20 protein-coding genes and 1 tRNA gene are annotated in these 22,125 nt (G+C 68.5%); 12 read left to right on the top strand and 9 right to left on the bottom strand.

Annotated features, from left to right (window positions below):
* Positions 1-144 precede the first annotated feature (144 nt).
* From secG to EL340_RS04125, 9 genes are all read left to right on the top strand, one after another.
* Entirely contained in the window at positions 145-387 is a 243-nt protein-coding gene (gene secG / locus EL340_RS04165) for a preprotein translocase subunit SecG (RefSeq protein ID WP_003784896.1), read from the top strand.
* 79 nt (positions 388-466) lie between these two features.
* Positions 467-1,402, top strand: coding sequence for a site-specific tyrosine recombinase XerD (xerD, locus tag EL340_RS04160; protein ID WP_197722384.1), 936 nt, complete (start codon positions 467-469; stop codon positions 1,400-1,402).
* A 162-nt stretch (positions 1,403-1,564) separates the two neighbouring features.
* Positions 1,565-2,437: a ParA family protein gene (locus EL340_RS04155; protein WP_003784854.1), complete on the top strand. Its 873-nt coding sequence runs from the start codon at positions 1,565-1,567 to the stop codon at positions 2,435-2,437.
* Positions 2,427-3,248, top strand: a complete 822-nt coding sequence (locus tag EL340_RS04150) for a segregation and condensation protein A (protein WP_126413571.1) — start codon at positions 2,427-2,429, stop codon at positions 3,246-3,248. Before EL340_RS04155 ends, EL340_RS04150 begins: the two co-directional genes overlap by 11 nt.
* Complete coding sequence (gene scpB, locus EL340_RS04145; protein ID WP_126413570.1) at positions 3,245-3,844, top strand: SMC-Scp complex subunit ScpB; 600 nt, start codon at positions 3,245-3,247, stop codon at positions 3,842-3,844. Before EL340_RS04150 ends, scpB begins: the two co-directional genes overlap by 4 nt.
* Positions 3,841-4,815 carry a pseudouridine synthase gene (locus tag EL340_RS04140; protein ID WP_126413569.1) on the top strand — a complete coding sequence of 325 codons (975 nt, stop codon included), beginning with the start codon at positions 3,841-3,843 and terminating at the stop codon, positions 4,813-4,815. Before scpB ends, EL340_RS04140 begins: the two co-directional genes overlap by 4 nt.
* Positions 4,812-5,972, top strand: coding sequence for a prephenate dehydrogenase (locus EL340_RS04135; RefSeq protein WP_126413568.1), 1,161 nt, complete (start codon positions 4,812-4,814; stop codon positions 5,970-5,972). The genes EL340_RS04140 and EL340_RS04135 overlap by 4 nt, the downstream gene beginning before the upstream one ends.
* Before the next feature lie 128 nt (positions 5,973-6,100).
* Positions 6,101-8,260: a bifunctional cytidylate kinase/GTPase Der gene (gene der, locus EL340_RS04130; RefSeq protein WP_126413567.1), complete on the top strand. Its 2,160-nt coding sequence runs from the start codon at positions 6,101-6,103 to the stop codon at positions 8,258-8,260.
* 71 nt (positions 8,261-8,331) lie between these two features.
* On the top strand, positions 8,332-9,510 hold the full coding sequence (locus EL340_RS04125; protein WP_232023213.1) for a low temperature requirement protein A: 1,179 nt from the start codon (positions 8,332-8,334) through the stop codon (positions 9,508-9,510).
* A gap of 234 nt (positions 9,511-9,744) precedes the next feature.
* Here EL340_RS04125 and EL340_RS04120 read toward each other — a convergent pair whose 3' ends face one another.
* Entirely contained in the window at positions 9,745-10,572 is an 828-nt protein-coding gene (locus tag EL340_RS04120) for a DNA alkylation repair protein (RefSeq protein ID WP_126413565.1), read from the bottom strand.
* A gap of 73 nt (positions 10,573-10,645) precedes the next feature.
* On the opposite strand from EL340_RS04120, the gene pgi reads away from it, so the two are divergent.
* On the top strand, positions 10,646-12,301 hold the full coding sequence (gene pgi, locus EL340_RS04115) for a glucose-6-phosphate isomerase (protein WP_126413564.1): 1,656 nt from the start codon (positions 10,646-10,648) through the stop codon (positions 12,299-12,301).
* A gap of 47 nt (positions 12,302-12,348) precedes the next feature.
* Positions 12,349-12,654, top strand: coding sequence for a rhodanese-like domain-containing protein (locus EL340_RS04110; protein WP_126413563.1), 306 nt, complete (start codon positions 12,349-12,351; stop codon positions 12,652-12,654).
* Here EL340_RS04110 and EL340_RS04105 read toward each other — a convergent pair.
* From EL340_RS04105 to zwf, 8 genes are all read right to left on the bottom strand, one after another.
* Complete coding sequence (locus EL340_RS04105) at positions 12,644-13,516, bottom strand: HAD hydrolase family protein (protein ID WP_126413562.1); 873 nt, start codon at positions 13,514-13,516, stop codon at positions 12,644-12,646. The two genes, EL340_RS04110 and EL340_RS04105, sit on opposite strands and share 11 nt — an antisense overlap.
* 125 nt (positions 13,517-13,641) lie before the next feature.
* Positions 13,642-14,568, bottom strand: coding sequence for a CAP domain-containing protein (locus tag EL340_RS04100; protein WP_126413561.1), 927 nt, complete (start codon positions 14,566-14,568; stop codon positions 13,642-13,644).
* Between the two features lie 475 nt (positions 14,569-15,043).
* Positions 15,044-15,120, bottom strand: a tRNA-Pro gene (locus EL340_RS04095).
* Between the two features lie 87 nt (positions 15,121-15,207).
* The gene (locus EL340_RS04090; protein ID WP_126413560.1) at positions 15,208-15,651 is read right to left on the bottom strand and encodes an Hsp15 family ribosome-associated heat shock protein; all 444 of its coding nucleotides are present in this window, start codon (positions 15,649-15,651) and stop codon (positions 15,208-15,210) included.
* Positions 15,652-15,689: 38 nt separating this feature from the next.
* Positions 15,690-16,751 carry an HNH endonuclease family protein gene (locus tag EL340_RS04085; RefSeq protein ID WP_126413559.1) on the bottom strand — a complete coding sequence of 354 codons (1,062 nt, stop codon included), beginning with the start codon at positions 16,749-16,751 and terminating at the stop codon, positions 15,690-15,692.
* An 81-nt stretch (positions 16,752-16,832) separates the two neighbouring features.
* On the bottom strand, positions 16,833-17,627 hold the full coding sequence (gene pgl, locus EL340_RS04080) for a 6-phosphogluconolactonase (RefSeq protein WP_126413558.1): 795 nt from the start codon (positions 17,625-17,627) through the stop codon (positions 16,833-16,835).
* On the bottom strand, positions 17,620-18,588 hold the full coding sequence (locus tag EL340_RS04075; protein WP_126413557.1) for a glucose-6-phosphate dehydrogenase assembly protein OpcA: 969 nt from the start codon (positions 18,586-18,588) through the stop codon (positions 17,620-17,622). The genes pgl and EL340_RS04075 overlap by 8 nt, the downstream gene beginning before the upstream one ends.
* The gene (gene zwf / locus EL340_RS04070) at positions 18,585-20,168 is read right to left on the bottom strand and encodes a glucose-6-phosphate dehydrogenase (RefSeq protein WP_126413556.1); all 1,584 of its coding nucleotides are present in this window, start codon (positions 20,166-20,168) and stop codon (positions 18,585-18,587) included. Before zwf ends, EL340_RS04075 begins: the two co-directional genes overlap by 4 nt.
* Positions 20,169-20,616: 448 nt before the next feature.
* Here zwf and gndA point away from each other — a divergent pair, with 448 nt between their 5' ends.
* Positions 20,617-22,092 carry an NADP-dependent phosphogluconate dehydrogenase gene (gndA, locus tag EL340_RS04065; RefSeq protein ID WP_126413555.1) on the top strand — a complete coding sequence of 492 codons (1,476 nt, stop codon included), beginning with the start codon at positions 20,617-20,619 and terminating at the stop codon, positions 22,090-22,092.
* Positions 22,093-22,125 lie beyond the last annotated feature (33 nt).

The raw sequence follows: 22,125 nt of genomic DNA, 5'->3' as shown, positions 1-22,125 counted from the left end.
CGAGGTGTCCAGGACCCGGCGTGTTGCAGGTAGACTGCCGAGCGGACAGGTGGGGGCCTAGGCCCCGTCGGGAACCGCGCCGGACCCCAACCGGAGCGTAACGCCCCCACAGCAAGACGAAACCAACGACGAAGGGAGCGCGGCGTGAACGTGGTGCGTATCGTCCTTCAGGTGCTGCTCGTCCTCTCGAGCTTCTTCCTCATCATGTCGATCCTCCTGCACAAGGGCAAGGGAGGAGGCCTGTCGGACATGTTCGGAGGCGGCATCTCCTCCTCGGCCGGATCCTCCGGAGTCGCCGAGCGCAACCTCGACCGCATCACGGTGGCCGTGGCCATCACCTGGACGATCACGATCGTCGGGCTCGGCCTGGTCGCCAAGCTCGGCTGAGCGCCGGCTGGTCGCGACGAACACCTCGAGGACGGCGGCCCCTGCCGTCGGTACCGCCCATGATCCGCGTGGCGACGCCCTGGACCGGACGCTACGCGGTTACCTCGCCCACCTGCGCGTCGAGCGCGGGCTGAGCCCCCACACCCTGAGCGCCTACGAACGCGACCTCGGCCGGTACCTGCGCTACCTGAGAAACCGGGGCATCGTGGACCCGCAGGAGGTGAGCCGCAACGACGTGGCCGGCTTCCTCGAGGTGCTGCGCACCGGAGCCGACGGCTCTCGGCCGTTGGCGTCGTCGTCCGCCTCCAGAACCGTCACCGCCGTACGTGGCTGGCACAAGTTCCTCCTGGCTGAGGGCACCATCGCGCAGGACCCCTCGGCCACGGTGCGCCCGCCCCAGCCCGGGCGGCGGCTTCCCAAGGCGCTGAGCATCGAGGAGGTCCGTAGCCTTCTTGAGGCCGCCGGCATCGACGACTCCCCGGTGAGTCTGCGGGACCGGGCGCTGCTGGAGGTTCTCTACGCCACCGGTGCCCGCATCTCCGAGGCGGTCGGGCTCGTCGTCGACGACCTCGACGCCGATTCCCGGCTGCTGCGACTGTTCGGCAAGGGACGCAAGGAGCGCGTCGTGCCCATGGGGACCTATGCCTGGGAGGCGCTGGACGCCTACCTGGTACGAGGCCGGCCGGTCCTGGCGGAGAAGGGCAGGGGAGTGCCGCAGGTCTTCCTCAACACCCTGGGGCGGCCCCTGAGCCGGCAGAGTGCCTGGGCGGTCCTGCAGCAGGCTGCCGAACGGGCCGGGCTCACCGAGGCAGGAGCCTCCGACGAGCGCCACATCTCTCCCCACACGCTGCGTCACTCCTTCGCCACCCATCTGCTGGCGGGAGGAGCGGACGTGCGTGTCGTCCAGGAGATGCTCGGACACGCCTCCGTCACCACCACCCAGATCTACACGAAGGTCACAGTCGATCACCTGCGGGAGGTCTACGCCACCAGCCATCCGCGGGCGCTGGCCTGAGTCCCGGGCACGGGTTGGTCCGCCCCTCGCCCCGGCCCCCGGTGAGGGAAGCCTGAGTGCGGCCGGAGCCCTGCCTGAAAGCGGAGCGTTGCCTGGGCCGTTCTCTGGCGTGTCCCGTCTGAACTGGGCGAGGTCGGTCGGCTTTCGACTAGGCTGGAGGACGTGAATGACTCCATCCAGCCAGGCCTGATCGACAACCCCGGCACCGAAGAGAGCGAGGAGAAGGACTTCCCCGTTCCCGCGCCGCTGGAGTCGCACGGACCCGCTCGGGTCATCTCCATGTGCAACCAGAAGGGCGGTGTCGGCAAGACCACGACGACGATCAACCTCGGAGCGGCGCTGGCCGAGCTGGGGCGTAAGGTCCTCATCGTCGACTTCGACCCCCAGGGTGCGGCCTCGGCCGGGCTGGGCATCAACGCCCACGAGCTCGACTCCACGATCTACGACCTGCTCGTCGCCAGCCGCCCGGACATACGCACCGTCATCCACGAGACCACCGTGGAGGGACTGGACATCGTCCCTGCCAACATCGACCTGTCCGCCGCTGAGGTCCAGCTCGTCAACGAGGTCGCCCGCGAGCAGGCCCTCAAACGGGTACTGCGTCCCGTCCTTGACGAGTACGACGTCATCCTCGTGGACTGCCAGCCCTCGCTCGGGCTGCTCACCATCAACGCCCTGACGGCCTCCCACGGCGTCATCATCCCGCTGGAGACCGAGTTCTTCGCGCTGCGAGGAGTGGCCCTCCTGGTCGAGACCGTTGAAAGGGTCAAGGACCGCCTCAACGCCACCCTGGAGATCGACGGCATCCTGGCCACCATGGTGGACTCCCGCACCCTGCACTCGCGCGAGGTGCTCGAGCGGCTCGAGCAGGCCTTCGGCGAGCAGCTCTTCGACACGCGCATCCGACGCACGATCAAGTTCCCGGACGCCTCCGTGGCCAACGAGCCGATCACCAGCTACGCGCCCTCCCACCCCGGCGCGGACGCCTACCGCCGGCTGGCCCGCGAGGTCATCGCCCGCGGCGATGTCGCCTGACCCGGAGGATCAGGGCCCGCCCAGGCTGCCCGGTTTCAGCGTCACCCTTCCCCAGTTCGATGGGCCCTTCGACCTGCTCCTGAGCCTCATCGCCCGCAAGCGGCTCGACGTCACCGAGCTGGCGCTGGCGGAGGTGACTGACGACTTCATCGCCCACATGCGCTCCGACTGGGACCTGGGACGGGCCTCGGAGTTCATCGTCGTGGCCTCCACGCTCCTGGCGCTCAAGGCCCACCGCCTCCTGCCCCATGACGAGGATGATGAGGAGCCCGACCTCGAGCTGCTGGAGGCGCGCGACCTGCTCTTCGCCCGGCTCCTGCAGTACCGGGCCTTCAAGGAGGCCGCAGCCTCTTTCCGCCACCAGGCGGAGACCTCCGCGCGCAGCCATCCCCGCATTGTGGCGCTGGAACCGCACCTGGCCGCGCTTCTGCCCAGGCTCGTGGCCACCATCACCCCCGAGGAGCTCACTCGGCTGGCGGTCGGGGCCTTCACCCGGCCCACCGATCCGGGAGTCCAGACCGTTCACCTTCACGAGCGGGTCCCGGTCGGGGAGCAGTTGAGCCTCATCGTACTGAGGCTGCGCCGCCACGGGGTACTGACCTTCGCCCAGATCATCGAGGACGCCGAGCGCACCGCCGTCGTCGTCGCCCGGTTCCTGGCACTGCTCATCCTTCACCGGCAGGGCAGCGCCGAGCTGGAGCAGACCGAGGCCATGGGCGATATCACCGTGACCTGGTGCGGCGGCCAGGACGACCTGACCGGCATGATGGCCTCCGACGACCTGACCGAGCTCGAGGAGGAATTCGCATGAGCGATGTCGCCGAGCCGCAGCTGCGCAGCGCCGCTGAGGCGATCCTCATCGTGGCCGACGAGCCGGTGACCACTGCCGCGATCGCCGAGGCTCTCGGCCTTGAGGAGCGGGAGGCCGAGGATCTGCTCGAGGACCTGGCCGCCGAGTACAGGGGAGAGGCGCCCGGCAGCCGTCCCCACGGGTTCCTTCTGCGTCGTGCGGCCGGCGGATGGCGCTTCGCCTCCCTGCCTGAGCACGCCGACCTCGTCGAGCAGTTCATCATCGGCGGCGCCACCGCACGCCTGAGCCAGGCCGCCCTGGAGACCCTCGCCGTCGTCGCCTACCGGCAGCCGGTCACCCGCGGACGCGTCGCGGCGATCCGAGGCGTCAACGTCGACGGCGTCATGCGCACCCTGCACGCCCGTGGCCTCATCGAGGAGGCCGGGGCAGAGACCTCCGGTGCGATCCTGTACCGGACCACGGGAGAGTTCCTGGAGTACCTGGGAATCGACTCCCTGGACGACCTGCCGCCCCTGGCCCCCTACCTGCCTCGTGTCGAGGCGCTGGGGGAGATCGTCGAACAGGCCGAGGAAATGGCCACGAGGAGGACCCCATGACCCCGAGGAACCGCCACAGCAGAAACGACTCCGTGCTCCACGGCGACTTCGGTGGCCAGGAGTTCTACGACGATGACGACCTCGAGGAGCTGGACGAGGAGACCGACGCCGCCGACCTGGCCGCCTTCGATGCCGAGGCCATCGACGAGGATGAGGAGTCCCGCCTGCTCGCCATGCGTGAGCGTGCCTCCAAGGGCGGTGAAGACGACCCGCACGTGGCCTCCGGCCAGCGTCTGCAGAAGGTCCTCGCCCACGCGGGGCTCGCCTCACGCCGAGCCTGCGAGCAGCTCATCGCCGATGGTCGCGTCAGTGTCGACGGCGTTACCGTCACCGAACCGGGCGTGCGGGTGGATCCACTGACCCAGGAGGTCCGAGTCGACGGCAGCCGGATCCTCACCAACCCCGAGCTCATCACCCTCATGCTCCACAAGCCGGCCGGTGTCGTCACCACCATGGAGGACTCCGACGGCCGCCCCACCGTGGCCCAGTACGGGCGCGACTACCTGGCGCAGCACCCCGAGCTGCCCGACTCACTGCGTCTGGTGCACGTCGGCCGCCTCGATACCGAGACCGAGGGGCTGCTCCTGCTGTCCAACGACGGCGAGCTCGCCCACCGGCTCATGCACCCCAGCTTCGAGATCGCCAAGACCTACGTCGCCATCGTCGAGGGGCAGGTCGAGCCCTGGGTGCCGCGCAAGCTGCGGCGCGGCATCGAGCTCGAGGACGGCGAGGCCCGGGCGGACCGGGCCACCGTCAAGGACTCCGGGCCCCGCGGCTCCATCGTCGAGATCACGCTCCACTCCGGCAAGAACCGGATCGTGCGGCGCATGCTGGACGCCGTGGGCCACCCGGTGACACGCCTGGCGCGCACACGGCTCGGACCGCTGCGGCTGGGCAACCTGCGCCCCGGTGAGACCAGGGCACTGACCAGTGAGGAGATCGCGGCGCTGCAGCAGGAGGTCGGACTGTGAGAGATAAAGGGTCCCTGACCTCGGTGTCCACCAGCGGTCCGGTGCTTGTCGTCGGCACCGGGCTCCTGGGGACCTCGCTCGCTCTGGTGCTGCGAGCGGCGGGTGTCGAGGTCCAGCTCTCGGACACCTCACCCACCTCCCTGGCCCTGGCGCGCGATATGGGTGCGGGCACGCCCCGCGGCGAGGACAGCCCCGAGCCGCAGATCGTGGTCGTGGCCACCCCACCCGATGTCACCGCTGACGTCGTCGTCGCACAGCTGGCGGCCCATCCCCATGCGGTGGTCACCGATGTCGCCTCGGTCAAGGAACGGGTCGTCGCCGAGGTCAGGGCCCGGGCGGGTGCCGACGCGCGCAGGTATGTCGGCTCCCACCCGATGGCGGGTCGTGAGCGCTCCGGCGCCGGTGCCGCCGACTCCGACCTCTTCGCCGGGCGCCCCTGGGTGGTCGTCGGCCAGGACTCGGCACCCGAGGCCGAGCTGGTCATCAGGAACCTGGCGGTCGACGCAGGAGCCACCCCGGTGCGCATGGGCGCCGCGGAGCACGATGCCGCCGTCGCCGCCGTCTCCCACATGCCCCAGCTCGTCGCCTCCCTCGTGGCCGCCCGCCTGGAGAGCCTGGGGGAGAGCGCCCTGGCCCTGTCCGGTCAGGGACTTCGTGACGTCACCCGGATCGCGGCCTCAGACCCGCGACTGTGGTCGGCCATCATCGTGGGCAACGCCGGACCCGTGGCCGACCTGCTGCGCCAGATCAGCGATGACCTTGACTCGCTGATCAGGGGTATCGAGGCGGCCGCCTGCGAGCCCGGCAGTCCCGAGTACACGGCCCCCGGTACGGCGCGCACCATCGCACCGGGAGCCGTCGGTGCCGTCACCGACGTCATGACCCGGGGAAATACCGGACGTGCCCGGATCCCCGGCAAGCACGGCGGGGCGCCGCGCCGCTACGCAGAGGTCCAGGTCCTCGTGCCCGATGCGGTCGGTGAGCTGGGCAGGCTCTTCTCCGACGTCGGTGCCGCCGGCGTCAGCATCGAGGACTTCTCCCTGGAGCACTCGGCCGGGCAGAGCGCCGGTATCGCGCTCATCTCCGTCCTGCCGGCGGCCGCTCAACGGCTGGAGGAGGCGCTCGACGCGCAGGGCTGGCGCGTCGTCGCCGGCTGAAACCGGTTCAATCTGTCCGCGGAGACCGCCTGTGTCTGTACTCATGGGGCCTGATCCGCGGTATGGCGCTGAAGTGTGGGACGCTTAGGCCAGTTCATGACCGGAATCGGACACCGATGGAGGACACCATGGGAATCGTCGTCGCGATCGACGGGCCGAGCGGATCGGGTAAGTCCACCGTCTCGCGGCGCGTGGCCGCCACCCTCGGACTGGCGTACCTCGACACCGGCGCCATGTACCGGGCCGCAGCCTGGTGGTGCGAGCACGAGGGCGTTGACCTGGCCGATGAAGCGGCTGTCGCCGAGGCCGTTACCGCGATGCCGCTGCACATGGGGCTGGATCCCGAGCGCCCCACCTTCACCGTGGACGGTACCGACGTGTCGGCCGCGATCCGTGATCCGCACATCGCCACCATCGTCTCGAAGGTCGCCACCAACCTCGAGGTGCGCGCCGAGCTGGCGCGCCGACAGCGAGACATCATCCGCTTCGAGGCGACCGGTCACACCGGCTCCTTCTCCGGGGGCGCCGGCATCGTCGCCGAGGGACGCGACATCACCACCGTCATCGCCCCTGACGCCGACGCCCGTCTGCTCGTGACCGCCTCGGAGGAGGCCCGTCTGGCGCGGCGGGCCGGGGACCTGGAGGCCGCCGGCAAGCAGGTCGACGCCGCCGCCCTGCGCGATCAGGTGGTACGTCGCGACCGCGACGACTCCACGGTCTCCCAGTTCCTCACCGCGCCCGAGGGCGTCACCCTGGTCGACACCTCGGAGATGACCTTGGAGCAGTCCGTTGAGAAGGTCCTGGACCTGGTCGAGGAGGCCGCCGACTCCGCCGCGCAGCGTGACGCCGAGGAGGACCTGCGGGCCCAGGCCATGCGCGAGGGGCTGGCGGACTACGAGCTCGACGAGGAGGACCTCGCGCTCCTGGAGGCGGACGGTGTCCTTCCGACCGGTGACCGCACCGAGGCGGGACTTCCGGTCCTCGCCGTCGTCGGCCGTCCCAACGTGGGCAAGTCCACTCTGGTCAACCGGGTCCTGGGGCGCCGCGAGGCCGTCGTCCAGGACACCCCCGGCGTCACCCGCGACCGGGTCTCCTACCCGGCCGAGTGGGCCGGGCGACGCTTCACCATCGTCGACACCGGAGGCTGGGAGGTGGACGTGGCCGGCCTCGACGCCGCCGTGGCCACGCAGGCCGAGGTCGCTGTCGAGATGGCCGATGCGGTCCTGCTCGTCGTCGACGCCCAGGTCGGCATCACGGAGACCGACGCCCGTGTGGTACGGATGCTGCGCCGCAGCGGAAAGCCCGTGGTGCTGGCGGCCAACAAGGTCGACTCCCCGGCGCAGGAGGGGGACGCCGCCGCCCTGTGGAACCTGGGGCTGGGCGAGCCCTTCGCCGTCTCCGCGCTGCACGGTCGGGGCAGCGGTGAGGTCCTCGACGCCGTCATGGAGATCCTCCCGGAGGTCTCCGCCGTGGCCACCGTCGCGCCCGAGGGGGACCTGCACCGTGTCGCCCTTGTGGGACGGCCCAACGTCGGCAAGTCCTCCCTGCTGAACTCCATCGCGGGCAGGGAGCGCGTGGTCGTCAACGAGACCGCCGGCACCACCCGTGATCCGGTCGACGAGATCATCGAGCTCGACGGGCGCAAGTGGGTCTTCGTCGACACCGCCGGGATCCGCCGCCGGGTCAAGCAGTCGCGAGGAGCCGACTACTACGCGGTGCTGCGTACGCAGGGAGCCATCGACAAGGCCGAGGTCGCCGTCGTCCTCCTGGACGCCTCCGAGCCGATCAGCGAGCAGGACGTGCGCGTCATCCAGCAGGTCGTTGACGCCGGACGCGCCCTGGTCCTGGTCAACAACAAGTGGGACCTGGTGGATGAGGAGCGACAGAAGATGCTCCTGTGGGAGGTCGAGCACGACCTGGCCCACGTCTCCTGGGCCCCCCACATCAACCTGGCCGCCCGGACGGGCTGGCACACCAACCGGCTCGTGCGTGCTCTCGACGCGGCCCTGGAGGGGTGGACCACGCGCGTGCCCACGGGACGCCTCAACGGCTTCCTGGGCCAGCTCCAGTCCGCGACCCCGCACCCGGTGCGCGGAGGCAAGCAGCCCCGTATCCTCTTCGCCACCCAGGTGCAGGTCGCCCCACCCAGGATCGTCATCTTCACCACCGGCTTCCTCGACGCCGGCTACCGGCGCTTCATCGAGCGCCGTCTGCGTGAGGAGTTCGGCTTCACCGGAACGCCGATTCAGATCGGGGTACGCGTGCGCGAGAAGCGCCGGCGGCGCTGAGCACTAGCTGACGGGCACCTGTTCCCGGCCAACCGCGGCTAACAAGGATCATGTCAGTAAGGAGAGAAGGCTTGACCACCCAGGACGCCACCGAGCACCAGCGCAACGGCTCACTGATCCCGCACCGGGCGGTTGACCCGATCATGCTCTTCTTCGACCTGGTCTACGTCTTCCTGATCACCGAGCTCAACGGCGTCGTTCGGGGCGAACCCGGGTGGAGGGGACTGGCTCATGCCGGGGTACTGCTGGTCCTCATCTACTGGCAGTGGACGCTGGTGACGGTTCAGTTGAGTATTCGTGATGCATCCTCCAGCCGGCACCGGTTCGTCGTCATGCTTCTCATGATGATGGCCATCATCAATGCCGTTGCCCTGCCTGAGGCTTTCGGGGACAGAGCCCTCGTCTTTGCTGCTGCCTGCTGGGGCTCGCGCCTGGTCATCACCTTCCTGCTGGCCCGAGGGGAGAACAGCAGCGCCTTCCGTATGGACCTGACGTCCAGTCTCGTTCAAGGCCCCCTCATCCTGGGCGGCGCCCTCCTGGGCGGCAACGGCCAGCTCGTGCTGTGGGCCCTCGCCGCGCTGGTTGAGCTCAGCGGGCCCTTGCGCCACGGCAGGTCCATGAGCGCGCAGAGCTACGACGTCGCAAACATCGTGGAGCGATTCAGTCTGCTCATCATCGTGGCCCTGGGCGAGACGATCGTGTCCATCACGACGCCCCAGACCGAGCTCGAGCACCTGACCTGGCTTGATCTCACAACTCTGGTGGCGGCCTTCATCCTCGTGGGAGGACTGTGGTGGTCCTACTTCCACCACAGCCTGGGGCTGGTTGAGCACTTCATCGGCCAGGCACGCACGCCGTTTCTCGCGGTGCGTAACCTGTTGGTCTACGGCCACCTGGTCCTCGTAGGAGGCCTGATCGCCCTGGCCGTCGGTCTGCACCACGTCATGGCGGAGCCGCTTCACCACGTCCCGATGGAGACCACTGCGCTGCTGTGCGGTGGCGCCGTCGTCTTCTTCGCCATGTTCGCGGTCGTGCGTCTGCGTACCGCTCGTAAGATCTACCGGGCCCGGGTCACTGCCTGTCTGCTCGGCCTCCTGCTGATCCCAGTCGGTTCGCACGTGAGCGGTGCGGTCCTGGTCGGCCTCCTTGCCCTGATCGCCGTCGCCGAGGGGATCTGGGAGACACTTGCTCCGGCAAGCGCCGGGGTACCCGACCCCGAGGAGCTCGCTGGTCAGGCAGCCCAGCGTTGAAACCTCTTGCGTCAGACGCCTTCCCTTTCCTCACTGCTCCTGGGACCAGGCAGCGACGCGGTCGGCGCCGTCAACGGTCAGAAACGGCGTGATGCTGGTGAATCCGTGCGGAGTCCCGTTGGCCGTGGACCGGACGGCTCCGGAAAAGTGGGAAGTCGTGTCCAGGACCGCTGACTTGAGACGAGTCCTGGGGCTCTCACCGAGCCTGTACCCGCATCAGACAACCAGAGCTGATCAGGCCCGCAATGACCGGTAGTGGGCACGGACCTCGGGGGAGAGCCGCTCGATGGCGTAACGCAGCATCGTTCGCGGCATGCGCGCGGCGTACCGGTCGAGAAAGGCGACGAGCGAGCCCTCATCCACGCGTTTGCCAGCCTCCCGCAGCATCCAACCGACCGCCTTGTGGATGAGGTCGTGAGGGTCGTTGAGCAGCTGCCGGGCGACGGCGTAGGCCGGCCAGTCGGTGCCGGCCCGGGTGGTGGCGAAGGTGGACATGACTGCCACTCGCCGTTCCCACACACTGCTGCTCGTGATGAGATCGCCGATCCGGGAGGGCAGCTTCTGGTCTCCCACGAGGGGAACCAGGAGCCAGGCCCCCACAAGGTGCTCGGCCGAGGTGTCCACCAGGTCCCAGTTGTTGACCAGGTCCTGGCCGACCCAGCCCAGGTACCTTTGCCCCAGCTCCTCACGCCTGGCCAGAGCCTCCTCGATGGCTGGTGAGTCCGGATCCTGCTGAGCCCGCCTCGAGCCCAGCAGACGGCTGATCCGCTTGGCCTGGGCAACGGCGACGCACAGCGCGGCCATCCGCTCCTCGTGCCAGGGACTGGCCACCAGACGCTCCAGCTCGCCGTCGTCGAGAACAGCGCGCCTCGCAACGGCACGAGTGCACGGTACGGGCACACCGTGAAAGCGGTCGCCCTCCCCGTAGCCCCCGGGCACGGCACGCAGGTAGCGGGCCACCTGAGCCGCCTTGGACTCATCGGACAGCTCGAGCAGGGCGGCACGAACGTCGTCGGCGGTGGTCAGGACCGACGGGCTCGGTGCAGGCGGTTCGGGAACCATGAGGACTCCGGGGACGTGAGGACGGTTGGCGTCGGAGAGTGGCGCGTGGCTGCGACACCCATAGACTGTAACCATGCTGAATCCGGTTGACCCCACCACCACGCCCGCCTGGAAGCGCCTCACCGAGCTCCACGACTCCATGACCCCGGACCTGCGCGCCTGGTTCGCGGATGACCCGCAGCGCGCCGAGCGTTTCTCCTACGAGCTGGGAGACCTCTACGTCGACCTGTCCAAGAACCTGCTGACCGACGACGTCCGCGACGCCCTGGCCGAGCTTGCCGTGCAGGTGGACGTCCCGGGCCGCCGTGACGCCATGTACGCCGGCGAGCACATCAACATCACCGAGGACCGCGCCGTCCTCCACACCGCCCTGCGCCGGCCGGCCACCGACTCCCTGAGCGTGGACGGACAGGACGTCGTCGCCGACGTCCACGAGGTCCTGGAGAAGATCTACGCCTTCGCCCGCCGCGTGCGCTCGGGGGAGTGGACCGGAATCACCGGCAAGCCCATCAAGACCGTGGTCAACATCGGTATCGGTGGCTCCGACCTGGGACCGGTCATGGTTTACGAGGCCCTCAAGCCTTACGTGCAGAAGGGCCTTCAGTGCCGCTTCATCTCCAATATCGACCCCACCGACTGCGCGGAGAAGGTCGCGGACCTCGACCCGGAGACGACCCTGTTCATCATCGCCTCCAAGACCTTCACCACCTTGGAGACCCTCACTAACGCCCGCATGGCCCGCGACTGGTTCCTGGCCGCACTGAAGGACAAGGGCATCGAGACCGACGGCGCCATCGCCAAGCACTTCGTGGCCGTATCCACCGCCCTGGACAAGGTCGCCGAGTTCGGCATCGACCCGGCCAACGCCTTCGGCTTCTGGAACTGGGTGGGCGGACGCTACTCGGTGGACTCCGCCGTCGGCACGGTCCTGGCCGTAGCCATCGGTCCGGAGAACTTCGCCGACTTCCTCTCCGGCTTCCACACCGTCGACGAGCACTTCGCCACCAAGGCCCCGGCAGAGAACGTTCCCATGCTCATGGGCCTGCTCAACGTCTGGTACGTCAACTTCTTCAAGGCCGGATCCCACGCCGTCCTGCCCTACGCCCAGTACCTGCACCGCTTCGCCGCCTACCTCCAGCAGCTCACCATGGAGTCCAACGGCAAGTCCGTGCGCTGGGACGGCAGCCCCGTGACCACCGAGACCGGTGAGGTCTTTTGGGGTGAGCCGGGCACCAACGGACAGCACGCCTTCTACCAGCTCATTCACCAGGGCACCCAGCTCATCCCCGCGGACTTCATCGCCGTGGCCAACCCCGCCCACCCGATCAAGGACGGGGGACTGGACGTCCATGAGCTGTTCCTGTCCAACTACCTGGCCCAGACCGCCGCTCTCGCCTTCGGTAAGACCTCCGACGAGGTTCGTGCCGAGGGTACCCCCGAGGAGATCGTCCCTGCTCGCGTCTTCGCGGGTAACAAGCCGACGACGTCGATCCTCGCCCCGGCTCTGACACCGGCGGTCGTCGGCCAGCTCATCGCCCTCTACGAGCACATCACCTTCACCCAGGGCATCGTGTGGGGCATCGACTCCTTCGACCAGTGGGGCGTTGAGCTCGGCAAGAAGCTGGCCCTGGAGATCGCCCCCGCCGTCCAGGGGGACGAAGAGGCCCTCGCGGGTCAGGACGCGTCCACCCGGGGCCTTATCACCCGCTACCGCGGCCTGCGCAAGTAACCGCTTCAGCCAGGTTGAACCAGACAGACCACGAGGGAGGAATCGACGTGAGGGAAACCAGTGTCGAGGATCTGCGCGAACGGCTTGAGGCGGGGGAGGACGGAGAGGATCTTGTTGTTCTCGATGTCCGTGAGCCCGATGAGGTTGCGCAGGCGGCGATCTCCGGCTCGGTCAACATCCCACTGGGGCAGGTAGTCGAGCGGATGAACGAGCTCGACCCGGCCCGGCCCACGGCAGTCATCTGCGCTGGCGGGGTGCGCTCAGCCAAGGCGATCGAGGCGCTGACCGCGGCCGGCTATGCCGGCGAGCTGGTCAACGTCACGGGCGGTATGAAGGCCTGGCTCAGCCAGTAGTAGGCCGGGAGCGTCGAAGCAGCTCCTCAACCGTGCGCAGGACGCCGTCCTCGGTGTTCGCGGGTGCCGTGAAGGCGGCCGCCGCGTGGATGCCGGGGTGGGCGTTGCGCATCGCGAAGCCCAGGTCCGCGTGCTCGTAGAGGTCCAGGTCGTTGAGGTAGTCCCCGAAGACAGCCGTCTGCTCCGGAAGGATCCCGAGCCTGGCCTGGAGCGCCGCCAGTGCGCGTCCTTTCGATGCCCGCGGGGACGTCATGTCCATCCAGTGCATACCGGACACCATTGCGTGGACATTCGGAACCGCTGCGGTCAGTGCCTGTGAGCTGCCGTCCTCGACGTCGGCGAAGTCGAAGACGGCGACCTTGAGCACCTCATCCAGAGGGATCGCCATGAGGTCGTCAACGATCTCCAACGCCCCGTAGTAGAGCCGGGCCTGATCCAGGAAGGCGGGGTCGGACCTCTCGATGTAGGCGCATCGTTTGCACGCCACCACAGCGCCGACGTCATAACCGGTACCCGCCAGCTCCCGAGCTGTGGCAATGGCGGCCGAGGCGTCCTCGGCACTGATGGTGTCGGAGTGGACCTCCTCGCTCCCGTGGACGACGAGGGCCCCGCTCTCCGCGATGATTGGTGAGTCATCGACAATATGACCGAGGACCGCACGCAGGTTGGCCAGCTGTCTACCCGAAGCGGGGACGAAGACGATGCCGGCCTCACGCATCCGGTCCACGACCCGGTTCAGCCCAGCAGGAACGCGACCCTCACCGTCAATGAGGGTTCCGTCCATGTCTGTGACCACGAGGCGCAGGTCGATCTCGGCGGGTAGCGGCGCAAGGAGCTCTGGTTCAAGGGGAAGACGCTTCACGAGGCCATCCTCTCAAGGATGGCGCCCCGATGAGGACAACGACGGGCGCCTGCTCTCCAGCTCAAGTCGGTGGAGAGCAGGCGCCCGTCAGAGGAACAGATCGCGCTCGTAAGGCCTCAGCTCAGTCAGCTGGCCTGACGGCGACGCATCACGAGGAAGGCACCGGCGCCGAGCAGGCCTGCGGCGACGACGGCGACTGCGATGCTCGGACCAGTGGTGGCCAGTGCGGGCTTCGTCGGAGTGGTACCGGGAGCCGCGACCGCGGGAGTCGAGGACGGCTTGGCCGGGGTGCCCGTGGCCGTGGTGGTCGTGGTGGCCGGAGCCGACGGCGTCGGCGTGGCCTCAGAGGTGGTGGTCTCCGTGGCCGGAGGAGTGGTCTGGGTGGTGGTGGGAGGAGTGACCTCGGTGGTCGGCGTCGACGGCGTGGTCTCCGGGGTCGGTGCCGGAGTGGTCACGGTGGTCTCCGTCGGCGGGGTGTTACTGGTGGACGGCGGCGTGCTGCTCGTCGTCGTAGGCGTCAGCGGGGTGTTGCTGGGGTTGTAGGCCGCGAAGTTCTGGGTGGCGTACCACTTGCCGCTGGAGGTCTGGGCGAAGCCGATACCGATGGAGTTGACGTTCGGGTCAACCATGTTCTTGTAGTGACCGGGGGAGTTGAGCCACTGGTCGAAGATCTGGGCACCGGTGTCACCACCCGCGGTACGCCATGCCACGTTCTCGGAGCCCGTGGTCCAGCCCGCCGGGTATGCGGAGGTGAAGTTGGGGCGGTGGTCCATGGTGTCGGTGCTGGCCTGGTGCTCGGACCAATCCTGTGCGACGGCGTCGAGCTCCTGGTAGCGGGTGACGGGCTGAAGGTTCAGGCTGCTGCGGAGCTCGTTGACCTTGGTCAGGACGGTGTCGGCGTACTGAGCCCCCTCGGCAGTCGCCTGGGCGGGTACCGCCGCGGCAGCGGCCGGTGCCCCCTGAGGAGCAGCCGGAGCGGCCAGGGCGGTTGAGGAGACGGTCAGCGGCACGACGGCGAGCGCAGCTGTGGCGATGACGCGCTTGATGTTCATGTGTCGTTCTCTCTGATCGGGGATGTGAGAACACAGTCGGATTTGCAGCATCCGGCTATGAACCGGTCTGCAGGATGCTGTGAGACACCCTTGATGTTTCGGTGTTCACTCAACCACAGTCCCGAGCACCTCGCATGTTATTGGCTTGTGACGTTTCTGACCGCATTTGGCGTCTGGCTGAACTGGATGGGGAAGCCTCGCTGTCCTGCTTTCGTGAGGCTGTGCCAGCGAAAGGTGGGAACGCGCCCTTGAGGAGGAGGAAAACGCTGTCGTCCCAACGTTTACGGGGTCGTAATTAACTCACGGGAAGGCGACTGAAAGGATAAATAAGAATAAATATACTCGATGGTTGTTATTCAGGGTGCGGATGTTGTGATATTGACGAGGATGTGACTGGAAAAACGAAGCAGTCTTGCTGCAAAGGTGTATTCGCAAACAAAAGATCCGCACCCTTCGAAGGTGCGGATCTTCGTCCTGGTCGGGCTGGCGGGATTTGAACCCACGACCCCTTGACCCCCAGTCAAGTGCGCTACCAAACTGCGCCACAGCCCGTTGTCCCGCGGCAACCGGCCGCTTGCAACGAGTAGAACCCTAACCCATCGGGCTGCTCCTTCAGAAATCTGTCAGTGGTGAGGCCGCTCACCTCTGCCTGCGACGGTCATCCTGATGCCGACCTCCTCCCATGAGAGCGTCGAGCCGGCGCCTCTCCTTCTTCGTGGGCCGCCCAGCGCCCCGGTCGCGGATGACGGCCGCCGGTGCATCCAGGGGGGAGGGGCGCGGGGGAGAGGCGTCGATGTACGCGGTACGGGCAATCGGAGCGCCTACCCGCTTAGCGAGGAGCCGGGTGACGGTCAGGAGCCGGTCAAAGCCGTTGACGCGGTAGCGGACCTCATCTCCCACCGAGACGTGCTGGGCCGGCTTGACGGTCTCACCATTGACGCGCACGTGCCCTGCCTTGCAGGCGCTCGTCGCGGCCGATCGGGACTTGACCTGCCGCACGCTCCACAGCCAGACGTCGATACGCACCGACTCCGGCGCGCTCGGGCTTCTGCTGTGGGATGCGGGCTGAGGACGAGCTGCCATGGTCGCATCCTAAATGCTCGCCCCCTCAGCGGAGGGGATCAGCGGCGCGCCCTGGACCTGCCTCGGCGACGCGGTCCCCTGCGCCGTCGGGCACGTCCACGAACGACGAGCCCCCACCCAAGTACGAGGGCACCAAGAGCGGCCAGCGCCGAGTAGGCGGGAGTTCGCCAGATGGCGGACCCCATCTCCTTGGCGGTGCGAGTGGCCTGCTCGGGAAGGGACTCAGCCCCGTCGCCTCCGGCAAGGCAGTCGTTCAGGGTGGAGCGCAGAGCCTCCTTGTCGGCCTGGGGCAGGCCAAGACGATAGGCTCCGGCGACTGAGACGAAACGACGTGCGTAGGTGCAGCGGTACGAGGCGTTGGCCGGCCACCAACCGCCCTGGCCGGTGGGGCGCCAGCTGCCGGTGTCTGTGGAGCCGACAGGACAGGTCGCCGGGCCGCAGGCGCCCTTGGCCTGGTTGGCCTCGCCATCGACGGCGATGAGGTTCAGAGGGTCATTGGCGGCCAGGAGCCGGGTGCGCTCGTCCCACTGCCAGGCGCCGTGAGCGTAGAGGTAGTTCAGCGGCACCACGTGGTCGATCTGTACAGCGGCGGAGGTGTCCTGGCCGCGCGTGAAGGCGATCTTCCTGCCGGTGTAGGGGTCCTGGAGGGTGCCCGACCAGACGGTGGCGTCGGGACAGACCCCTGCGCCCCGGCCACGTCCTTCCTCACGGGACTGAACCCCGTCGGCACGGGAGAAGTCGGCGCCCGTCAGATCCCGGGCGAGGATCTCGTTGCGGGTGTCGCAGCCATCCCCGTCAACATCCGTCCACGCCTCGCCGAACCAGCCGGTGCGCGATCCTCCTGCTCCCCATGACTGCGCAGCGGGGGCGTCGTCGGGTAGATCTCCCAGCACCTCCAGAGAGGCCCGGGTGGACAGGATGAAGTCTCCCCGCTGATCCCACGGAGCCTCATGAAGTGCGGCGAGCTCGGAGGCGGCAGACTCCTGGGGCAGCTCAGGAGAGGCGCCGTCGGCTTGGACAGGAGGAGCTGCGACAGCTCCCCACACGCCGAGTGCGCCAATGGCGCTGAGACGCATCAGGAACCGGCCGGGGAAGCTCATGGGCCAACGGTAGCCGCCACGACCGACATGAAAGACCATCCCGGGCCCGCTCGACCCACAGCGGCCAGAGGACCTCGAGCGTCAGACGGTGCTGTGGCTCGCGGCAGCCGGCTCATCCAGGTACCAGGTGGTCTGCCGGCCCCGGCAGCACGAGGCGGGAGCCTTGATCACGTCGGGGGTGCCCAGCCCCAGGCGAACCGCCTCGGCCTTGCCTGCGCCGCCGGCCACGACCATGATCCGGTGGGCGCGCTGCAAGACCTCGAAGGTCAGTGAGTAGCGCTGGTCAGGGGGCTTGGGCGAGTTGCGGACAGCCACGGCGGCAAGCCCCACCGCGAGTGCAGCGGGGTGTCCCGGAAAGAGCGAGCAGACATGGGCGTCGGGGCCCAGCCCCACATGGACGACGTCGAAACCGTCACTGGTCAGCCCTGCAGCCTCGAGCTCATGGACCATGCGAGCCGTAGCCTCATCGAGCCCGCTGACCTCTTGCGGAGCAGCCAGACGGTGCACCTGGGACTCCGGGACGCCGGCGGCGACCAGTGGCGCGGCCAGCAGGTCGTTGCGCTCCGAGTCCCCCGCAGGCACGAAGCGCTCGTCACCGAACCACAGGTGGATGTCGCGACGCACCGGCTCGGGCTGGGCGGCGATGAGCGGAGCCAGAGACTCGGCCAGCGCCACTCCGCCGGAACCACCCGTCAGCGCCAGGTGGGCGACCCCCCGGTCCGAAACCGCCTCAGCCAGGATCCGTACGGTCTCCTGACAGGCCAGCTGGGCGGCGTCGCTCAGGGTCGGAGCGACGACGACGGCTGGTGCGGGGTTCGCTGCCGCACCCATCTGGATCTCGGTGAGTGCCTGGCCGTCGGCAGCGTCGTCAGTCATTGGCGGGCTCCTCCAGCAAGGTGGCCAGGACCTCCTGGTAGACCAGGTCGGGGGTGAGCCGGCGCAGCTCCTCGTTGAGGGTGCTCACCGGTTCGCGGCGGGCCATCGTCACCGCCTGGGGCTCGGGGGAGCCGGGGCGGGTGATCGTGACCCGCTCCAGGTCGTGACGAGCGATGACGACGTCGCCGTCGTCTGTCCTGGCGGTGATCGAGGAGATGCCCTTGAAGCCCTCCTCATCAACCCGCTCCACAGGCACGTCCAGCCGCAGCCGCAGCCAGGCGATCATGAGAGACAACGAGGAGTTGCGGGGCTCACCGGCCACGACCACCTCTCGCAGCCTGCCCGAGCGCAGGATCGGGTCCAGGGTGGAGGCCACCATGGCGCGCCACAGGGTGATCCTGGTCCAGGCCAGGTCGATGTCTCCGCGCACGCTCACCGGCGCCAGCTTCCGCAGCGCCCTGGCGGGAAAGTCCTGAGCGGGAGTGTTGGTGATGCGGGTGGAGCCCAGGCGCCCCAACGGGTCCTGCGAGGGAACCTCGGGAACGGTCGTCGGCCACCACACGACCACGGGAGCCTCGGGCAGCAGGAAGGGGACCACCAGCGTGTCGGTGTGCAGTGCGGCCTCGTCCCAGGGACGCAGAACCAGTGTCTCGCCGGCCCCGGCGTCGTGGCCCACACGGATCTCGGCGTCCAGGTGCCCGCCGGCCTGAGCGGGCACGTGCCCGTCCCGGCTGCGCGGAGTCGCCAGGTCGGTGTCCTCCTCAGGCGGCTTGACGACGGCGATGACTCGGCTCGGATGGTCCCGGCTGGCTCCGTGCGCGGCGCACAGGGCCTCCTCGACGCCCTCCTCGTCCGTGGAGATGACGAGTGTCAGCACCCGGGAGGACCCGGATGTGCCCTCGTGCTCCAACAGCCGGGAGACGATCTGGGAGGTGGTCGTTGCGGTCAGCGTGGTGATCATGAGCGCCTCCAGGTGCGGCCGTCACGGGCAAGGAGTTCGTGGGCACTGGCCGGTCCCCAGGAACCGGGGCGATAGCCCTCGGGACTTCCTCCGGCGGTCCAGTGCTCGATGACGGGATCCAGGATGCGCCAGGACAGATCGACCTCGCGCTGGTGGGGGAACAGCGGGGCGTCACCCAGGAGCGCGTCGAGGATGAGGCGCTCGTAGGCCTCCGGCGACTCCTCGTTGAAGGTGGCCCCGTAGCCGAACTCCATGGAGACGTCGCGCAGCTCCATCTGGGTGCCGGGCACCTTGGACGCCAGCCGCAGCGTGATGCCCTCGTCGGGCTGGATCCGCAGCACGATCGTGTTGGCTCCCACGGCAGTGGTGGCTGCCGACTCGAAGGGCAGGAACGGGGGCTTCTTGAAGACGATCGCCACCTCGGTCACCCGGCGGGTCAGACGCTTGCCGGCACGCAGGTAGAACGGGACCCCGGCCCAGCGGCGGTTGGCGATCTCCAGGCGCAGGGCGGCGAAGGTCTCGGTGATGGAGTCAGGGGCGACACCGTCCTCCTCCAGGTATCCCCGCACGGGCAGCCCTCCCTGGAAGCCCGCCTCGTAACGGCCCCGGGCCGTGGTGAGGTCCAGGTCCAGCACCCCGTCACGTTCCAGGCGCACGCAGTCGAGGACCTTCTCCTTCTCCAGGCGTATCGCAGCCGCGTCCATGCTGGTGGGCTCCTCCATCGCGGTCAGTGCCAGGAGCTGGAGCAGATGGTTCTGGATGACGTCGCGCGCCGAGCCGATGGTGTCGTAGTAGCCGGCCCGGGTGCCGATACCGATGTCCTCGGCCATCGTGATCTGGACGTGGTCCACGTAGCGCTGGTTCCACAACGGCTCGAACATCGTGTTGGCGAACCTCAGCGCCAGGATGTTCTGCACCGTCTCCTTGCCCAGGTAGTGGTCGACCCTGAAGACGTCGTCGGGGCGCACGATCCGACTCACGAGGGCATCGAGCTCACGGGCGCTGGTGCGGTCGTGCCCGAAGGGCTTCTCGATGACGACGCGCCGCCAGGCATCGGCGGACTCCTCCACGAGTCCGGAGCGGGCGATCCGCTCGGTCACGGCCGGGAACCAGCCCGGAGGGATCGACAGGTAGAAGGCACGGTTTCCGCGGGTGCCCCGGGTGGCGTCGAGGTCGTCGACAACGCGGGTGAGCTGCTCGTAGGCGGCATCGTCCTCGAAGGAGCTGAACTCCACGAAACGCATCCCCGCGGCCAGCTGCTCCCATATCGCAGGGCGCCACGGGGTGCGGGCACCGGCGCGAGCGGCCTTCTCCACGTACTCGCGCAGGTCATCGTCGGACCAGGAGCGTCGACCGACCCCCACCAGCGAGAAGCTGGGGGAGAGCAGGCCGCGGTTGGCCAGGTCGTAGATGGCGGGCAGGAGCTTGTGTCGCGCGAGGTCGCCGGTGATACCGAACATCACCAGCACGCAGGGGTCGGCGATGCGCGGCAGACGAAGATCACGGGCGTCGAGAAGCGGGTTGGCTGCTCGCGCGGGCCGCGACAGCGGTAGCGAGGTCGCAGAGTCGGAGCTGGACACGTCAGCCTTTCTGAGATTCGACAAACGGTGGATCAGACTGCGTCAGCAGACTTTCGGCAGGCTGCGGCGGTCTGTTGAGGTCTGTTGCTGAGGCCTGGTCGGGGCTGCCACAGGAGGCCGAGGGGCCGTGCGGGCCGAATGCCACTGTAACGCGCCTGTGGGTGACTCGCCTGGGAGGGACAGGCCCACCGTGAGTCTTCGCACCATGTCGGGGGAGTAGCCGAACCCCGCATGGTCTTCGTGAGTGAGGTCTGGACGCGGTAGGGTCAGCAGAGTCAGCGAGGCGCAGCGGGCAGGTGCAGGTTGGTGCTCGTCGGCACCTGGACCCGGGGCGCCAACGCGCCATCCTCACACCGTCCTCGCCTCGCGGACCGCAACCAGTATCGTCCGGCACCACCTCTTGGAATCGCAGGGCTGTCACAGGCCTGTCGCACAGGAAAGGACCTCCATGAGCAGCTTCACCCCCGAACCAGCCACAGCCGACCTCGGTGTCTTCGGGCTGGGGGTCATGGGAGCCAACCTGGCCCGCAACCTGGCTCGTCACGGATACGCGGTCGCCGTCTTCAACCGGACGTTCGCCCGCACCGAACGGCTCATTGAGCGCTACGGCTCCGAGGGCGACTTCGTGCCCGCGGCCGACCTGAAGGACTTCGTGGCCTCCCTGCGCACCCCCCGCGTGGCCATCATCATGGTCCAGGCCGGGGCCGCCACCGAGGCGGTCATTGACGAGCTCGCAGCCCTCATGGAGCCCGGCGACATCATCGTCGACGCCGGCAACACGCTCTACACCGACACCCGCCGCCGCGAGGAGTCGCTGCGCGAGCGCGGACTGCACTTCGTGGGGATGGGCGTCTCCGGCGGTGAGGAGGGAGCCCTCAACGGTCCCTCGATCATGCCCGGCGGCACGGACGAGTCCTACAAGCGTCTCGGGCCGATGCTGGAGTCCATCTCCGCCCATGTCGACGGCGTCCCCTGCTGCACCCACGTGGGCCCCGACGGCGCGGGCCACTTCGTCAAGATGGTCCACAACGGCATCGAGTACGCCGACATGCAGCTCATCGCCGAGGCCTACGACCTGCTGCGCCACGTCGGCGGGTTCACCGTCCCCGAGATCGCCGAGGTCTTCCGCTCCTGGAAGGACTCCGAGCTGAACTCCTACCTCATCGACATCACCACCGAGGTCCTCTCCCACACTGATGCCGCCACCGGAGCCCCCTTCGTCGACGTCATCGTCGATGCCGCCGGTCAGAAGGGCACCGGGGTATGGACCACTCAGACCGCCCTCGAGCTGGGGGTGGCTGTTCCGGCCATCGCCGAGGCCACCTTCGCCCGCGCTGTCTCCTCGGCCAGCGCGGCCCGGGCTGCCGTCCAGGCCGCCGACATCGCTCCGGGCACCTCGGCCCCGACCCTGGCCGGCCCCGAGGAGCGACGTGCCTTCGTCGACGCCGTCAGGCAGGCCCTCTACGGATCCAAGATCGCAGCCTACGCCCAGGGATTCGACGAGATCGCCACCGCCTCGAGGCAGTTCGGCTGGAACATCGACCTGGGAGCCATGGCCCGTATCTGGCGAGGCGGCTGCATCATCCGGGCCCGCTTCCTGGACGACATCACTCGTGCCTACGACGAGGACCCGAACCTGGCCAGCCTCCTGACGGCGCCGGTCTTCGCCTCCTCCCTGGCCAAGGTGCTGCCCGCCTGGCGCCAGGTGGTCGCCACCTCCGCCACCACCGGCGTACCGGCCCCGGCCTTCGCGTCCTCGCTCGCCTACGTCGACCAGCTGCGCTCCCCGCGCCTGCCGGCCGCTCTCATCCAGGGGCAGCGCGACTTCTTCGGCTCCCACACCTACCACCGCACCGACGACGTCGAGGGCGTCTACCACACGCTGTGGGCCACGCCCGAGCGCACCGAGGAGAAGTGGAGCTGAGTCTCGACCGGGCAGTCGGCTGCACTCGTGCGG

It is taken from the genome of Actinomyces viscosus (assembly GCF_900637975.1).
GTDB classification, from domain to species: domain Bacteria; phylum Actinomycetota; class Actinomycetes; order Actinomycetales; family Actinomycetaceae; genus Actinomyces; species Actinomyces viscosus.
This window is presented reverse-complemented; position numbering and strand designations above follow the sequence as displayed.

Coding starts and splice junctions, on each gene's coding strand:
- EL340_RS04140 (WP_126413569.1), top strand. CDS start 3,841: ATGACCCCGAGGAACCGCCACAGCAGAAACGACTCCGTGCTCCACGGC.
- EL340_RS04075 (WP_126413557.1), bottom strand. CDS start 18,588: ATGATCACCACGCTGACCGCAACGACCACCTCCCAGATCGTCTCCCGG.
- EL340_RS04100 (WP_126413561.1), bottom strand. CDS start 14,568: ATGAACATCAAGCGCGTCATCGCCACAGCTGCGCTCGCCGTCGTGCCG.
- EL340_RS04120 (WP_126413565.1), bottom strand. CDS start 10,572: ATGGTTCCCGAACCGCCTGCACCGAGCCCGTCGGTCCTGACCACCGCC.
- scpB (WP_126413570.1), top strand. CDS start 3,245: ATGAGCGATGTCGCCGAGCCGCAGCTGCGCAGCGCCGCTGAGGCGATC.
- EL340_RS04150 (WP_126413571.1), top strand. CDS start 2,427: ATGTCGCCTGACCCGGAGGATCAGGGCCCGCCCAGGCTGCCCGGTTTC.
- der (WP_126413567.1), top strand. CDS start 6,101: ATGGGAATCGTCGTCGCGATCGACGGGCCGAGCGGATCGGGTAAGTCC.
- EL340_RS04085 (WP_126413559.1), bottom strand. CDS start 16,751: ATGAGCTTCCCCGGCCGGTTCCTGATGCGTCTCAGCGCCATTGGCGCA.
- EL340_RS04090 (WP_126413560.1), bottom strand. CDS start 15,651: ATGGCAGCTCGTCCTCAGCCCGCATCCCACAGCAGAAGCCCGAGCGCG.
- gndA (WP_126413555.1), top strand. CDS start 20,617: ATGAGCAGCTTCACCCCCGAACCAGCCACAGCCGACCTCGGTGTCTTC.
- pgl (WP_126413558.1), bottom strand. CDS start 17,627: ATGACTGACGACGCTGCCGACGGCCAGGCACTCACCGAGATCCAGATG.
- pgi (WP_126413564.1), top strand. CDS start 10,646: ATGCTGAATCCGGTTGACCCCACCACCACGCCCGCCTGGAAGCGCCTC.